The organism is Silvimonas sp., assembly GCF_031291215.1.
GTDB classification, from domain to species: Bacteria; Pseudomonadota; Gammaproteobacteria; order Burkholderiales; family Chitinibacteraceae; genus Silvimonas; species Silvimonas soli.
In genome coordinates, this window is sequence record NZ_JARLJK010000144.1 from 77,000 (window position 1) to 91,715 (window position 14,716).

Genomic DNA, 14,716 nt, shown 5'->3' on the forward strand with positions numbered 1-14,716 from the left:
CAGGCTTTATGCTGAGTCCCCGACCCGTTTCAATCTTCAATTGGTGCCGAACGGGCGCAACGCCGGTATTACGGCGGTGTCTGGCCGGTGCTGCGACGGCTCACAAGCCACGCAAACAGTCAGCGCCCCTTGCCGGGCGGCGCGATGCCCGGCCGGTCACCCAGCAAATAGCGCGGGCCATTGCCTTTGCTTGCTGCGATATCTCCCGGGTTGTACAGCGCGCACGACTGCAAAGAAAGGCAGCCGCAGCCGATGCAAGCGCCGAGCTGGTCGCGCAACGCGGTCAGGGTGTCGATGCGCTCTTGCAGCCGCCCTCGCCAACCTTGCGCCAGTTCATTCCAGTCGGCTGGTGTTGGCGTGCGTTGCGCTGGCAAGGTAGCCAGAGCGGCGGCGATTTCCTGCAAGCTCAGCCCCACCCCTTGCGCCACCCGGATAAACGCCACCCGGCGCAGTACATCTCGCGAAAACTGCCTTTGCTGACCGGGTAATCGGGTGCTGTGGATCAGGCCTTCTTCTTCGTAAAAGCGCAATGCACTGGCGGCTACACCAGAACGTCGGGCTACTTCGCCGATACTGATCAATCCATTTGGCTGCATGGCTAGTCTCTTGCAGGTAGCGGCGACAAAGGGCTGTCGCACCGGCCAACCGCACTGAAGTTAACTTTAACTTTCACAGCATCGGCACACAACCGGGATAAAAACTCAGGATAACTGGCACGGGTTATATCCACCGGCCTGGATGGGCGTGGCTGAACAACAACCGCGCGTTGGAAGGGCGCTTGATGTTCGGGCGAAGAACAGCGTCTGCTAAGCCGCTGCCGGTGGCGCAACGGTCTTTTTCGCCGTGTCGCGTTCTTCCTCGGCCTTTATCAACAAGGTGTAGGCGATGTAGTACTTGAAGATGTTGCTGACGTAGGTGACGGTCTCGGCCCCGACTTTTTCTGCGACCACAGTTTCAACATTGTTAAACCATTTATTCGGATCAAGCCCGCGCTGTTTTGCCAAACTGCGCATTTGCTGGATACGGCCAGCACCGGCGTTGTACGAGGCGAATGCAAACAACCCTTTGTTGAGGGTGTCCATGGGCTCATTGGCGTAATACTGGTCGATCATGAAGCGGATGTACTTGACCCCGGCGTGCACGTTCGCATCAAGCTTGCGTATGTCCCCCACATTCATCGACTTGCCCGTGGCCGGCATCAGTTGCATGACGCCAATCGCCCCGACATGGCTGCGCGCCTTTTGATCAAGTCTGGACTCCTGGTAGCCCTGCGCCATCATCAAAAGATAGTTCATGTGGTACTGCTTGCCGTACTTGATAAAGATGGGCTTGATGGCCTCAAACCGGCCAAGATCATCATCTTCAAGCGCATTTTTGACGAAGTTCTGCTCGGACAGGTAACGCTTGAAGATCGTGTTGCCAAACGATGTGCCCTGCCCGTGCGTTTTGATAAAGTCATCCAGGCTGGCTTTCAGCTGCGGGCTGTTCTTGCGCATCATCAGCGCGATCTGGCCCCCCGTATTCACCGCAAGCTCCGGGCGCAATTGCAGTTTGGGCAGCACGCGCGCCCACAGTTTGGCCTTGTAGTCGTCAACCACCGTCATTTTGAGTAGCCCGCTGCCGACCATTTCCAGCAGGTCTTCATCCTCAAGCTGCTCGGCGGCAGGGATCAATTTGATTTGCGGGCGCTTTTCCTTGGCGAAGCGCTGGTTAAGCTCCTGCAAGTGTTGCCAGTAACTGGATGATTTGCGCACGTATAAAGACTGGCCGGCGAGGTCTTCGACCTTGCCCAGTTTGGGCGCATCGGGGCCGGTAACGATGATCTCGTTGACGTTCTCGTAGGTCGGCGCAGTGAAGTCGACTTGTTTGAGCCGCTCCGGCGTAATGGTCAGGGCGGCGGCGGCAATGTCGGCCCGTCCTGCCAGCAGCGCCGGAATGATCTGGTCGCGGCGGGTTGGCACAAAGAAGACCATCACCTTGATTTTTTTGGTCTTGAGTTGCGCATTCAGGCTGTCTTCGAAGGCTTTCAGCGCTTCATACGTTGCGCCGCGTTGCTTGCCGTTTTCAACCCAGTAATTGGTCTTCGAAGGCACCACCAGCACCCGGATGATGCGCCGCTTGACCATGCCGTCGAGGTCACCGTGATAAACCGGATTTTTGTAGGGCAACTCACCAAAAATGCGCTCTTGACCGGGCGCTGAGGCAGGGGTCGCCGCAGGTGGTGGCGCAGCGAGCGAGAGGCAAGCGGAAAGCGCGCCAGCGATGGCGATCAACCACGCTTTGACCGGCTGGATTGACATGGGGGAGCTCCATTGTCAGCAGAACTGAATGTCTACCGTGACGCCTGGATTTCTTCTTCGAGCCAGCTTTCAAGATAGGTGGCTTGCCGTTGGCGAGGATGCCATATGTCGGCGAATGCCGATGACTGGCGGGTTTGTGGCAGGCGTGCGACTGGCGGCGCACCAGCCATGGGTTGCCCACTTCCGCTGCGATATTGGGTTGCGGACCGCGCGGGCCAGCTGACGTGGAGAAAGGATTCATCCGGGCTTTGTTTTGAAAAAACTGCTCCGGATGAACCACGGCTCAAGTTAGTGAATCACTCCACTCATCGCCAATCGCTAATCATCCAGTGCGCCCATGCTTAGGTTCACTGCGGTTCCGGTCATTCCGCTTGCGCCGTCAGATGCCATAAATGCTGCCGCATTTGCCACCTCCGCCAGCACCATGGTCCGGCGCGGGTGGGTCGTACTCGCGAGATAGTTCCTAAACTGCTCCCAACTCATTTCCCCTGCCTTGAATTTGGCATCAAAGACCTCCCTCATTGTTGCTGTCTCGGGAATACCGTGCGGTCGCAGGCTGAGCACCCGGATGCCGTGGCGGGCAAGTTCGCACGACAGATCGCGAGTCAACGCCTCCTTCGCCGCCTGAGCCGCGCCATAGCCGCCGTTGGTTGGCGTACCACTGCGCGCCGGGATTGCGGTCACCGTCATGATCACGCCCGATTTGTTGGGAATCATGTACCGGGCGGCGATACGGGCGGTCAGGAAATACGACTTCGTATAGCGCGTAATCGGTAGCAGGAAATGCTCGGTATCCATATCGGCCAGCGGCACGCCCAGAATCTCCTTCGGGGCAACGCCGATGGCATTGAACGAGATATCGACACGCCCCGCCTTGGCAATCACCGACTGCATATGCTGCTCCAGCGCCTTCTCATCCAGTGCATCCACCGCAGCTGCTTCGGCAAATCGGTCACTGGCAACGATCTCGCTGGCAAGCGCCTCGACGGGTGCCAGTTGATGGCCACTCAGAAACACCTTGGCACCTTCACGCGCAAACGCGCGGGCAACTGCGCCACCGATTGCACCGCCAGCGCCATAAATCACCGCAACTTTATTCTTCAGCATTGCAAACTCCTTTCCATTCAAGGGTTGTGACCGACGACCGAGCGCACCCGCATCTGGCTGCCGCTTTCACAATCCGCATGTGGATAGTTGGCGCCGTCGACCGTATAGACACCGCGACATGCCAGAACTGGGCGGTGCCGTAGCAGAAGTTTTCTCTGCAACGCGATGGGCTATAACAGGACAGGACCGCGACAAGGAACGGGCATGCAGAATGGCAAGACGCTGGCAAAAGACGACGCGACCGCCGAACTGCTCCTAAAAGCGCGAGCGGGCGATGGTGATGCGTTCGGCACATTAACCGGCCCGCATCACCGGGAACTGCGCGTGCATTGCTACCGCATGCTCGGATCATTTCAGGATTCAGAAGACGCCATGCAAGATACGTTGGTGGCTGCGTGGCAAGGCTTGGGCGGATTCGAGGGGCGTTCGTCACTGCGCACCTGGCTCTACCGGATTGCCACCAACAGGTGTCTCAATGTGCTGCGCGCCGCCAATCGACGTCCGCCCAAAGAATGGGATGTGCCCGGCGTGGCGCGGCCTGAACCCACGCGGCTGGGCGAAGTGGTCTGGCTCGAACCCATCCCGGACGCCGAGCTTGAGGAAACAACCGGCGTGATCCTTGGCCCGGAGGCCCGCTACGAGCAGAGCGAATCCATTTCGCTGGCCTTTGTGACGGCACTGCAATTGCTGCCGCCACGCCAGATTGCGGTCTTGATCTTGCGCGACGTCCTCGGATTTCAGGCAGATGAGGTCGCCCAGATGCTGGATGCCACCGTCGAATCGATCAACAGTGCGCTCAAGCGGGCCCGATCCAGCTTGCAGCGCCACTGGTCTCCACCTGCGGATAGCCAACTGCCGCCCGCCCCGAATTCATCGACCGAGAATGCGGTGGTGGCGAAATTCGTCAGTGCCTACGAGGCCGCCGATCTGGACGCGCTGGTAGCAATGCTGACCGACGATGCGTTCATTTCAATGCCGCCGATGCCTTTCGAATATCTGGGCCGCGCCGATGCAGCCCGCTTCTGCGCCGCGATATTCGGTGCGGGGCGGCGCTTCCAGCTCGTGCCTACGCGGGCCAACGGTCAACCAGCGTTCGGTCTTTATCTGCCCACGCCCACGGACATTCAGCCGGGGGTCGGCCTGTTCGTCCTGACGCTTGCGGGTGAGCAGATCCAGGCGATAACCCGCTTTGAAAGCAGCGTGCTGCCGTGGTTTGGGCTGCCGCCGTCGCGCCCGGCGCGTTAGTTAGCGCAGCCTGCCGGGAGGCATGAAACGATAGCCATGAGCGGCGATCCTGATGGCCTGCATGCGTATCTCCACAGGCCAATGACCTAAGCAAAGAATGCCTTGCATTCAAGTTAACTTGAACTTTCATACTGGCCGCATCTCAACTGGAGACGGCCATGACAACACCACAAACCGCAACGACCCAAACCTTGTTTCGCTTGCTGGATGCCAATCGCGGTTGGCTGGCGGCACGCGGCACCAGCAATCACCTACCGATGGCGCTGGCCGCGCTTTACCGATTGGGGGCCGATGCAGCGCAACTTGAATCGTTCAACGCCAGACATATCGCACGCCTGCCGTTTCTGGAAATGGAAACCGGACAGCCAGCTAATGGCTGGCGCGAACATTTAAATCAACCGGGCCGGTTTTTGTCGGTCAGCTTGTACTTTGAACAACGGCTGGCTCGCGAAGGTGCCGCGGTCGTCATGGCGGAAGTTTTTGGCAGCCTGCCCTTTGCCCCCGCCACCGTCGCTTTTCACGCCATTATCCGCATTGCACACGGACTGGACGTCGGGCATACCGGCGAAATTGCGGCGGGCCTCGCGACCTATGTCAGGGACTATCTGCCGATCAATGCGGGCACCTTGCCCGCTGCGCGTTCCGTGAACGTTAATCAGCAACTGGCCGAGATGTCTGGACCCTTGCGCGAGCTGAAACCCGAAGGCCGGATGATCACCAGCAAAGTGCAGGCGGTGGCAGCAGACCGGCGCTTTATCGACACGCTCACCGTTGCGCCCGACAGCAGCCAATTGATGCAGGAAATGGCGCATGCCGCTATCGCCATCTACGCTTGCACGCATGACTTTACCGCCTTGCATCTGGTAACCAGCACCCACGCGCTGCGCGTGATTTGCGATCATCTCCCCCCGCCGACTGCCCGCAGTTTGTTACCCGCTGCCTGGATTGCCTTCTGCGCAGCCTGGGCGACGTTTGGCGCACCCGCAGTGCCTGAAGTGGTCGCAGATGACCAGTTCGCGCTGCCCACATGGCCCGAGCTGTTTGCCCAAGTGATCGGGCAAACCGATGACCACGTGATCAAATTGACGTGGTCTGCCTGGGCTGAAGACCAGGCGCATCCATCCCCGTGGTATCAGTTAGCCGTCGCACGAACGCTCGCGCCACCCAAAGCGTCTGGCATTGACTCAACGTCTGTGCAGCGCGCGCTGGATGTTGATCCGTGCAAGTAAAGGGCTTGGGCATTAGCCCTTCACCGGGCTGATCCACACTCTTTGCTGATGTGTACGAATTACCCGGCGGTGACTGCGGACGTGGGCACCGGCTCCTGACCACGGCCATATTGTCGCGGCGAACAGCCCATTACCCGCTTGAATGCGGTGCTGAAAGCACTATCGGATTCGTAGCCCAGCGACAGCGCAATGGTGGATACCGCTTCGCGTGAATTCAACAGCCGGTCGCCCGCCAGCAACATGCGCCAACGAGTCAGGTATTCCATGGGCGCTTCGCCGACCGTCTCTTTGAAGCGCAGCGCAAAGGTTGAGCGGGACATGCCCGCATGTCCGGCCAGTTCTTGCAACGTCCAGCGATGCGCCGGGTCGGCATGCAGGGCGTTGATGGCGGCACTCATTTGTTTGTCGGCCAGCGCGAACAGCCAACCAACGCCGCCGCTGACCCCTTCGGCCAGATACAGGCGCAATGCCTGGACCAGCAGCATGCTGGCCAGATGCTGGGCCACCAAAAAGCCGCCAGGTTGGCGCTCACGCAACTCCAGCCGCATCCGTTCCAGCGACCAGCGCAAGGCCGCCCTGTCCGACTCTTTGCGGATATGCACGATAGATGGCAACACACCCAGCAACAGGCTGGCATGGTTCGCCGCGAGGGCGAAGTGCCCGCCCACCCCGAGGAAATCCCGGCCGCCGTTCCACGACACAATGTTGCCGTTGCGCGTGGCTGGCGTAATGGTACTGGCATCAATTGAAGGCAAGCTCAAGTCACTCGCCAAACGGAAAGGCCGCCCACGCGGCAGCAAAAAGCAGTCGCCAGCAGTCAGCAATACTGGCTCGGCTTCGCCATCAAGCGCCAGCCAGCATTGGCCCGAAACCACGGCATAACACTTGATGCCTTCGTAGGCGGAAAACCGGATAGACCAGTCTCCGCCCATCTCAAAGCCACCTGATGCATAGCTGCGCAATTTCAGAAGAGACAACACATCTGATAGTGCATCCATGATGAACCCGGACGATCACAAAGAAAAAACGGACTCTATCTTATGGACCGTATTTCTTCAACGGCCTATCTTGCCCATACGCGACTGCCTTGGCAGTCATCCATTTGTGCATAAGAGGGGTTATTTCATGCGTGTATTCGTGACAGGAGCTACGGGTTTTGTTGGTTCTGCCGTGGTACGGGAGCTGATCGGCGCAGGCCATCAGGTGTTGGGGCTGGCGCGCAGCGATGCTGCGGCACAGTCGCTGGGCGCAGCGGGAGCTCAGGTGCATCGTGGCGAGCTGCAAGATCTGGACAGCCTGCGCAGCGGGGCGGCGGCCGCCGACGGCGTGATCCACACCGGTTTCATTCATGATTTCCATAACTTCAAAGCCGTCTGCGAGATCGAGCGGCACGCCATCGAAGCATTGGGCTCAGCACTGGTAGGTTCTGAACGTCGTTTGATCGTAACCTCCGGCACATTGCTACTTTCGCCGGGCCGCCTTGCTACCGAAGACACCGTGCTGGCCATGACCTCCAGCGAGATGCCTCGCGTTGCCACGGAAGAAGCTGCCCAGGCGCTCACAGCACAGGGCGTCGACGTAGCGGGCGTACGTCTTTCGCCTTCGGTGCATGGCGACACTGACCACGGGTTTGTTCCCATGCTGATCAATATCGCCCGCGAAAAAGGCGTGTCTGCCTACGTGGGTGACGGGCTGAATCGCTGGACTGCGGTACATCGGCTGGATGCAGCACGCCTTTACCGTCTCGCACTTGAAAAAGGCACTCCTGGGGCGAGGTATCACGGCGTTGATGAGCAAGAAATTGCGTTCCGGGACATCGCAGAAGTCATCGGCAAACGTCTGAACGTGCCGGTGGTCAGCAAGTCGCCAGCAGAAGCTGCGGAACACTTTGGCTGGCTTGCCGCGTTCGCCCAAATCGACGGCCCCGCCTCTAGCGAGCGGACTCGGGAGCAACTGGGTTGGCAGCCAGCGCAGCCTGGGTTGCTGGCCGACCTGCAGCAATCAGAGCACTACTTCAAATCCTGAGTCTGGCAGATGAGTGGGAAAACCCGTCATCGTCATGGGTCAAAGCGCTGGCGTAACTAGCAGAGCGCTGCTTACCCGCGCCATGACATAGGTCATATCCGATTGCGAGGGAGAGACAAAAAAACAACGGGCAACCCGCATATTTATGCCAACGCCATTAAAAGCCTGCATTACGTTTGCTTTTGGCGGCATAACTAGTGAATGATTGATCTCTTGTGGCTGGTTAGGGGAGGCCACACTCGCGCACCAAGCCCGGCATAAATTTGCGCATCGGCCCGGTCAAATCAGCCAGGCCGTGCGCCTGCTGGTGCGCTCTTCGCAGTCAAAAATATTAAGCCCGGACTGAGTCTGGCACTGAATAAAACAAAAACATGGATGCAGTCAGCAGCTATTCGAGAAGCCCGGAACTGGATCAAGGCCGGGCGGCCAGTTGCCCCGCGCGCTGGCGCGTTGCGGTACTTGAGGAAAGCCGCAAACATCTTGGGCGCACCGTGAACGTCTCGCTCTTTGGCATTTCGGTACACGGCGAACACACGATGCAACCCGGCAGCTTCAACGAACTTTACCTGGAAATTCCGCCCCAGGTACCCGCTGCCATGGGTGGCCAACCCTTGGTGCTCCGGTTCAAGGCACGGGTAATCCATACCGTTCACGACTCTGCCGCTCGTTGCTTCAGGATCGGCATGGAGTTTGTTGACGTCGACAGAGCGGTTGAAACGCAACTGGCAGATGAACTTGTCAGACGGTATCCGGCATATGCACGTGCCATAAGGATGTGAGATCCGGAAGCGGGCTGGTGCCTGGAAAAATGTGGGGGGGGGGGACGCATGGGTGGCAGGCGTTCTTCAAAACCGGGGTGCCCGTGATGTGGTTTTTCTGTTTCAAGTAAGCCGCTTGAATCCAGATCGACCGATACAATCACCTGTTCAAATATTGCATGCCGCAAAACAGCGCCAGCGCTCCCCACACCCACCACTGGGCCGACCCATGCTGCACCCACTTCCGGCTGCGGGCGCGCCACGGTGTTTCAACATAGCGATGCAATACGACAGCCGCACCCAAGGTGACGGCCAGGAAGACGAGATATACGACTAATGCTTCGGCCAGATATAGATGCGGCAAATTGGTGCCATCATCCTGAATACGTTGCGGCAAGCCGTAAAATAACGCGAGCAAGAACAGATTCAGCACAAAGGCATGCACCATATAGATGGCATAAGAATGCTCGCCCAGCCATTGCAGCGCACGCGCGCGCAACACGCGTTGAAACGCGCCAGGGCGGCCGCAGACAATGCCAAGAATCAGCAACCCGGATAAAGGGAAGATCGCCACATCGTTGCGCACGCTATGGTTAAACTGCAGAAACGCCAGCAATAACGCCAAGGCCAGCCACGGCGTAAAGGCGGGTAAAACCGGCGCCCGCGCCTGCACCAGCGCGGCAATCAGGCAGCCCAGAAAGAATCCGGCCACGCACCACACCAGGTTGACGTAATCCGCGCCAACCTTTGCCCACATCATGTACATCGCGCCGAGCGCCAGCGCGGCACATACCCAAAGCTTGAAGCGCGGTAACAGACACACCACGCCCGCAAACAGCAGGTAAGTATAAAACTCCACGCTGATCGACCATGCTGGCCCATTAAAAGTGAAGCCGGCGTTATTCGGGCCGATGGCCTGGATCAGCAACAGTTGCTGGAAGAATGCGTGCCAAGTGTTGGCGACAAATGGATCGCCCAGGTTGTAGCCCATCTGCAGCAACGGATATTTAAGGAATTCCATCAGCAGAAATGCGGCCAACATCACCAGATGTACCGGGTATAAACGCCCCAGCCGCAAAAACTGAAAGCGCAATACGGCGCCTCCCGATTGCAGTTTCTGGCCATACGCGGTGTACATCACAAAGCCGGACAACACAAAAAACAACTGCACCATCAGCGCGCCATTGCGGATGATCGCTACGTCATGCAACCAGCTATTCCAGCCCGGAATATGGAACAGCACTACCAGCAACGCCGCCAGCCCGCGCAGGCTTTCAAGTTCCGCGTAGCGGGTCACTCCAGCGGGAGCAGAGGGCAATGAGGACATGACGATGGCAGCAGCGCGGAAGGGGTCTGGATCGTAACTGAAGCCCTACTGCGCCGCAACATTGCACCTGATTTGTGTCGTGGCGGGCGGCGAGATAAGGGCGGCGGGCGTTTTGATAGATTTCTGACAGCCGTGGAAATCATCCAGCGGACCACGGACTTCGAAGAGGTTAATGTCGCCCGGCATGGTTTGCTTTGGTGAGCGACGTTTGTCCGCCTGCGCGAGGTTCAAGCCGTCATGGAAGCGGCTCGCCGTGTGCTGCTGGATATGGGCCCGTGAGCCGCGCACCAGCCGTATATGAAAACCAGAAAACAAAAAGGCCACTCCGCAGAGTGGCCTAAGTGCTTGAATCTATTGGTGGGTTGTGAGTGGCTCGAACACTCGACCTACGGATTAAGAGGCCGCAAACCAATTATAACCAATTGAATTTTAAAGCCTATTTTGCTGCCGCAAACGGTAAATGCTGGTTTTTGCTTATTCCTGATCAATGCTGCACGGATGGGCTCGGCACATATTCGTCACACGGCCCAAGTTACGGAGCGACTTTTATAGGTGGAGTATTTCATCAATTTCTTTCATCAGGGGAGCGTCTTGCATTGATTGCCGGGCGAGAACGTCTAGCCCCAGCGCAATGCCTTCTTTACCTTGATTTGTCGCAGTCGAGAACAGACTGCGAAAGGTACTCAGCACAGTTAATCTGTCGTAGGAGCGGGCAATCAAGTCCCCAAGCAGCCAGCACATATCGATATCCGCATACCTACTGTAGTTTTCAAAAATAGCTTTCAATAGCCTAGCTTTCTGCCCCTCGGAAAGCCGATACATATCAGTCGAAGTTTTTAGCAAAAAAACATCTATACCAGATTTGGTGAAAAGTCGTTCTTCTGACAATATTTCGACGATTAAATCCATGCACTCCTCAGGGAACACCTCTTGCGCAAGTGCAAAGTCCTCACACGAGGAAGCCAATTCCTTAATAAGCTTCCTTGCTCCCTTTCCCTCTGCTTCATACAACGCTGCTTTTATATTTTCCATATTCCAGATCATCTTATTGACTCAGTGCTGTACCCAAAGCGCCAAGCGCGGCAGCGCCACCGACTATAGCACCACATGGTTCGGCCAATGCGCAGGCTGTAGCAGCACCAACGGCCGCGCTCGTTCCAACGACTTTAGTCCAAGTCGGCACACTGCTCTCATTTGAGCAGGCTGCAGGAGCAGGTGGAGGCGGTGGCCCACCACATTCGTCATCATATTTTTTCTCAAGATCACGTAGGTTCTGATCTTCCCGATTAATTAGCGTTTGATGGCCCCTGCGAGTTTGATAAAAGCTTTCCCCTGGCCCTATATATTGGGGCAGGGCTTGGGCATCAGCCTGCAACTCCTGCCATCGCTTATCAAGGCCGCCACGAACATTCGCGAGCTTTTGCTGCAAATTTTTGCAATACGCGCTATTTGGATCGTGCCTGGCTAATCCCAACGGATCTGAATAACCAACAGGATTTGCGCCCACGTATGCATAGGTAGTTTGCAGTGGCGAACAATCATCCTTGGTCCGTCCTAGCCTATTTCAAAAGAGGCTTTCCTTGGATCAAGACTTCCTGAATTTTCCGGAATTTGGTCTCGTCCTCCGCCGCATTCTTCTGATGAGCCTGATACTCGCCAGCTACAGCAGCATCCAATGGCGTTGCACCACCCATGTCGGCGATTTTTGGATTTGCATCACTTGCAAGCAGGAATTCGACCACATCCAACTTCCCGTTAGCAGCGGCCAGCAATAGAGGCGTTGCTATCTGACCATGGGTGTCAACGCTTACTCCCTTGCCCACCAATACCTTGACTATCTCTAAATAACCCTGTGCTGCGGCATGCTGAATCGCACTCCAGCCGTTGGCATTGGTTGCATTGGCATCCGCACCGAAGCTAAGCAAAAGCTGGACAGTATCTGCTTGTCCTTTATTCGATGCGTAAACAATAAGTGGCTCGCCTCCCTCAATCCGAAAATTGGGGTCAGCACCTTTAGCGAGTTCGGTCTTTATCAACACTTGATCATTCTTTTCTATGCCCAGAATCAAGTGCTTATTTGTGGAGTATTTGTTAAACATGAAAAACGCGGCTATGCCAAAAATGACAACCATGCCGACTAAAGCATATTTCAATTTTTTACTCATAAGCCAAGTACATCCTTCCAAGAGGGCTGATAAAGATCGTCTTTCGACTCAATGCAACGACATGAAGTCCCATTGGACAAGATTGGGGGCGCGACAATTACCTCCGGGGGCGCCGCTCCACATGCCAGAGCGGGACTTTGATCGTTTTTGCACAAATACTTCGTGCAGACGCTCTGGATTCGCTGCGGAGGCAAAAAGCTCGTATCTCCCCAGCTTGTAGGGTCGATGATATTGGACAAATTATCGAGCTTTTCCGCCATCTCAGGGTTTTGCAACTCAGGCGGAACTGCCATTCCCGGACGAACGTTCGGCCCGAATTTGGGTGCTCCATACAAATTCCCGGCTACACGAGGACCTGGAATTGTTCCCGCCAGTCCAAGTGGGTCGATATACCCAGTGGGGTTTCCGGATGTGTATGCATACGTGGAGAAACCCCCCCCCGCCAGCCCAATCGGATCACTCTCAACATAGCGCCCAGTCGTCGCATCATAGTCCCGGTTGTAGTTGTAGGCGCGGTACCCTTCAGCATCCCAGTACTGGCCGGGGAAACGCAGGTTGTACACGAACTGCTGGCCGCTGCCTTGCGGATCCTGGTTCGGGGTGGTGTCGCCGAAGGCTTCACTGTCCCAGCGCCAGAGGACCTTGTTGCTGGCCGGGTCGGTGACCTGGCGTGGCGTGCCCAGGTGGTCGGGCCAGACGTAGTAGGCAGTAGCCACATTGCTGACGGTGCGCACGGTGGCAATCGGCCAGTCACCGAGGTAGACGGTTTCCTGGATCGGGGTGCCGTTGCTCATGTACTCGCCGAGCAGGTGACCGGCTTCGTCGTAGACGAAGCGGACCGTACCGGCGGCACTGGTTTTCTGGAGCCGCTGGCCGAGGGCGTTGTAGCTGTACTGGCCGGTGCCGTAGGTGGTCTGGGTGGCGGTCAGGCGACCGGCGTTGTTGTAGGTGTTGGTTACACCGGAGGCGCTGGTCTGGTTGCCCGAACTGTCATAGCCGTAACCGTTGGCATTGCTGCCGGTGATCAAGGTCAGCTTGTTGCTGGCCGGATCGTAGTGGTAGGTCGAAACACTGCTGCCGTTGCTGCGGCTGGTGCGGTTGCCGTCGTAGTCGTAGCCATAGTTGTAGGCGACACCAGCCGTGTTGCCGAGGATGACGCGATCCAGGTTGTCGTACTGGAAGATCTGTTCCAGTTGCGGGTGGGTGTTGTCGGCAATATCGGTGATGCTGCCGGTGCCATCGTACTGGTAGGTACGCACTGCATCGCCGGTGGTCTGGCCTGCAGTACGACCGGTAGCATCGCCGGTACGTGCCCAGGTCTGGCCGTTGCCCCAGCTCCATGACAGCGGTGCGCTCCAGGCCTGGTACAGGATGTTGCTCGCCAGCGGGTTGCCGTTGACGGTGACGCCGGTGATGACACCGTTGTTCCAGCTATAGACGACCTGCAGGCCGGAGGGATAGGTGATCCCGGCAAGGCGATTGCCTGCGCCCCAGCTGTAGCCGACGGTCTGGGTCAGTGATGCGGTCACGCGGCTGCTGGCGGTGACATGGCCGAGCGTGTCGTAGCTGTAGCTGGTGGTGCCGTCGGGATCGGTAAAGCTGCCCAGCCTGCCGATGCCGTTGCTGGCGGTATCCCAGTTGTAGGTCCAGGTCTGGTCACCCCAGGCGACTGAGGTGACGCGGTTCAGCGCATCGTAGGTGTAGGTGCCGGTCTTGCCACGGGCATCGGTCTTCGTCTTGACGTTGCCTGCGGCATCCTGGGTGTAGCTGGTGGTGCCGGTATCCGGGCTGACCAGGCTGAGCAGGTTGTCCAGGCCGTCATAGGTGTACTTCGTAACGAAACCCAGCGGATCAGTCACCGAGACCAGGTGGTCGTTGGCATCGTAGCTCAGGGTGGAGATCTTGCCGTTCGCATCGGTGATCTGGATGAGGCGGTTCAGTGCGTCATAGGCGTAGCTGGTGGTGCGGCCCAGTGCATCCTTCTGCGTCAGGCGGTTGCCGTTGGCATCGTAGGTATAGGTGGTCTGGTAACCCTTGCCGTCCATGACGGTGACCAGACGGCCCAGTGCGTCGTAGGTTTTATAGGTGCTGACCACCGGGACGTGAGTGGGCAATACCGGTGCCGGGGTTGGCGTGGCAGCGGGAGTTGGTGCTGGCGTTGGAACCGGAGTTGCGGTCGGTGTCGGTGTCGGCGCAGGGGTCGGTGTCGCCGTCGGAGATGGCGTCGGCGTTGCAGCCGGAGTCGGAGTCGGGGTGGTCGCGGGGCCGTTGTCGGTCCATGGCTGCGTGGAGCCCGAGTTGGTCGACGGATTGTCGCCGGTATTGGCGAAATTGGCCGTGTACTGCTCGCCGTTGTAGGTCACGCAGTCAGCGGTGTTGTAGCTGGCACTGCTGCTCCAGGCAGTGCAACTGCCGGTGTCAGCGCGTGCTCCGGCAGGGTGTAGCAATAGCGTGCCGCCGATCAGGGTGGCGGCGACGGTGGCCAGCGCGGTCATGGTTCGGGTGTTGCGGGCAGGTTGACGCATCACGGTTTCCTGAGCGGGATCTTGTTTTGATTGGG

13 protein-coding genes are annotated in these 14,716 nt (G+C 57.9%); 4 read left to right on the forward strand and 9 right to left on the reverse strand.

Going from position 1 to position 14,716, the window contains the following annotated elements:
* Positions 1–119: 119 nt before the first annotated feature.
* From soxR to P4L78_RS19605, 3 genes are all read right to left on the reverse strand, one after another.
* The gene (gene soxR / locus P4L78_RS19595) at positions 120–596 is read right to left on the reverse strand and encodes a redox-sensitive transcriptional activator SoxR (RefSeq protein ID WP_283151229.1); all 477 of its coding nucleotides are present in this window, start codon (positions 594–596) and stop codon (positions 120–122) included.
* A 210-nt stretch (positions 597–806) separates the two neighbouring features.
* A complete protein-coding gene (locus P4L78_RS19600) occupies positions 807–2,300 on the reverse strand; it encodes a lytic transglycosylase F (RefSeq protein WP_309330096.1) in 1,494 nt (497 codons plus the stop codon).
* Positions 2,301–2,618: 318 nt separating this feature from the next.
* Positions 2,619–3,407, reverse strand: a complete 789-nt coding sequence (locus P4L78_RS19605) for an SDR family oxidoreductase (RefSeq protein WP_309330098.1) — start codon at positions 3,405–3,407, stop codon at positions 2,619–2,621.
* 204 nt (positions 3,408–3,611) lie between these two features.
* On the opposite strand from P4L78_RS19605, the gene P4L78_RS19610 reads away from it, so the two are divergent.
* Entirely contained in the window at positions 3,612–4,652 is a 1,041-nt protein-coding gene (locus P4L78_RS19610) for a sigma-70 family RNA polymerase sigma factor (protein ID WP_309330100.1), read from the forward strand.
* A 158-nt stretch (positions 4,653–4,810) separates the two neighbouring features.
* Entirely contained in the window at positions 4,811–5,881 is a 1,071-nt protein-coding gene (locus P4L78_RS19615) for a questin oxidase family protein (protein WP_309330102.1), read from the forward strand.
* A 59-nt stretch (positions 5,882–5,940) separates the two neighbouring features.
* On the opposite strand, the gene P4L78_RS19620 is transcribed toward P4L78_RS19615, so the two are convergent.
* Positions 5,941–6,879, reverse strand: coding sequence for an AraC family transcriptional regulator (locus P4L78_RS19620; RefSeq protein ID WP_309330103.1), 939 nt, complete (start codon positions 6,877–6,879; stop codon positions 5,941–5,943).
* 127 nt (positions 6,880–7,006) lie between these two features.
* Between P4L78_RS19620 and P4L78_RS19625 the strand changes: the two genes are divergently transcribed.
* Complete coding sequence (locus P4L78_RS19625; RefSeq protein WP_309330105.1) at positions 7,007–7,906, forward strand: SDR family oxidoreductase; 900 nt, start codon at positions 7,007–7,009, stop codon at positions 7,904–7,906.
* A gap of 371 nt (positions 7,907–8,277) precedes the next feature.
* Positions 8,278–8,685: a PilZ domain-containing protein gene (locus tag P4L78_RS19630; RefSeq protein WP_283151237.1), complete on the forward strand. Its 408-nt coding sequence runs from the start codon at positions 8,278–8,280 to the stop codon at positions 8,683–8,685.
* Between the two features lie 139 nt (positions 8,686–8,824).
* On the opposite strand, the gene P4L78_RS19635 is transcribed toward P4L78_RS19630, so the two are convergent.
* The 5 genes from P4L78_RS19635 to P4L78_RS19655 form a co-directional block, all read right to left on the reverse strand.
* On the reverse strand, positions 8,825–9,991 hold the full coding sequence (locus P4L78_RS19635) for an acyltransferase (protein ID WP_283151238.1): 1,167 nt from the start codon (positions 9,989–9,991) through the stop codon (positions 8,825–8,827).
* A gap of 45 nt (positions 9,992–10,036) precedes the next feature.
* Positions 10,037–10,306 (reverse strand): hypothetical protein, encoded by a 270-nt coding sequence (locus P4L78_RS19640; protein WP_309330107.1) that lies wholly within the window; start codon positions 10,304–10,306, stop codon positions 10,037–10,039.
* A 231-nt stretch (positions 10,307–10,537) separates the two neighbouring features.
* On the reverse strand, positions 10,538–11,035 hold the full coding sequence (locus P4L78_RS19645) for a hypothetical protein (protein WP_309330109.1): 498 nt from the start codon (positions 11,033–11,035) through the stop codon (positions 10,538–10,540).
* 515 nt (positions 11,036–11,550) lie between these two features.
* Positions 11,551–12,156 carry an ankyrin repeat domain-containing protein gene (locus P4L78_RS19650; protein ID WP_309330111.1) on the reverse strand — a complete coding sequence of 202 codons (606 nt, stop codon included), beginning with the start codon at positions 12,154–12,156 and terminating at the stop codon, positions 11,551–11,553.
* Positions 12,153–14,681: an RHS repeat-associated core domain-containing protein gene (locus tag P4L78_RS19655; protein WP_309330113.1), complete on the reverse strand. Its 2,529-nt coding sequence runs from the start codon at positions 14,679–14,681 to the stop codon at positions 12,153–12,155. Before P4L78_RS19655 ends, P4L78_RS19650 begins: the two co-directional genes overlap by 4 nt.
* Between the last annotated feature and the right edge of the window lie 35 nt (positions 14,682–14,716).

Coding starts and splice junctions, on each gene's coding strand:
- P4L78_RS19610 (WP_309330100.1), top strand. CDS start 3,612: ATGCAGAATGGCAAGACGCTGGCAAAAGACGACGCGACCGCCGAACTG.
- P4L78_RS19625 (WP_309330105.1), top strand. CDS start 7,007: ATGCGTGTATTCGTGACAGGAGCTACGGGTTTTGTTGGTTCTGCCGTG.
- P4L78_RS19635 (WP_283151238.1), bottom strand. CDS start 9,991: ATGTCCTCATTGCCCTCTGCTCCCGCTGGAGTGACCCGCTACGCGGAA.
- P4L78_RS19600 (WP_309330096.1), bottom strand. CDS start 2,300: ATGTCAATCCAGCCGGTCAAAGCGTGGTTGATCGCCATCGCTGGCGCG.
- P4L78_RS19655 (WP_309330113.1), bottom strand. CDS start 14,681: ATGCGTCAACCTGCCCGCAACACCCGAACCATGACCGCGCTGGCCACC.
- P4L78_RS19605 (WP_309330098.1), bottom strand. CDS start 3,407: ATGCTGAAGAATAAAGTTGCGGTGATTTATGGCGCTGGCGGTGCAATC.
- P4L78_RS19645 (WP_309330109.1), bottom strand. CDS start 11,035: ATGATCTGGAATATGGAAAATATAAAAGCAGCGTTGTATGAAGCAGAG.
- P4L78_RS19630 (WP_283151237.1), top strand. CDS start 8,278: ATGGATGCAGTCAGCAGCTATTCGAGAAGCCCGGAACTGGATCAAGGC.
- P4L78_RS19620 (WP_309330103.1), bottom strand. CDS start 6,879: ATGGATGCACTATCAGATGTGTTGTCTCTTCTGAAATTGCGCAGCTAT.
- P4L78_RS19615 (WP_309330102.1), top strand. CDS start 4,811: ATGACAACACCACAAACCGCAACGACCCAAACCTTGTTTCGCTTGCTG.
- P4L78_RS19650 (WP_309330111.1), bottom strand. CDS start 12,156: ATGAGTAAAAAATTGAAATATGCTTTAGTCGGCATGGTTGTCATTTTT.
- soxR (WP_283151229.1), bottom strand. CDS start 596: ATGCAGCCAAATGGATTGATCAGTATCGGCGAAGTAGCCCGACGTTCT.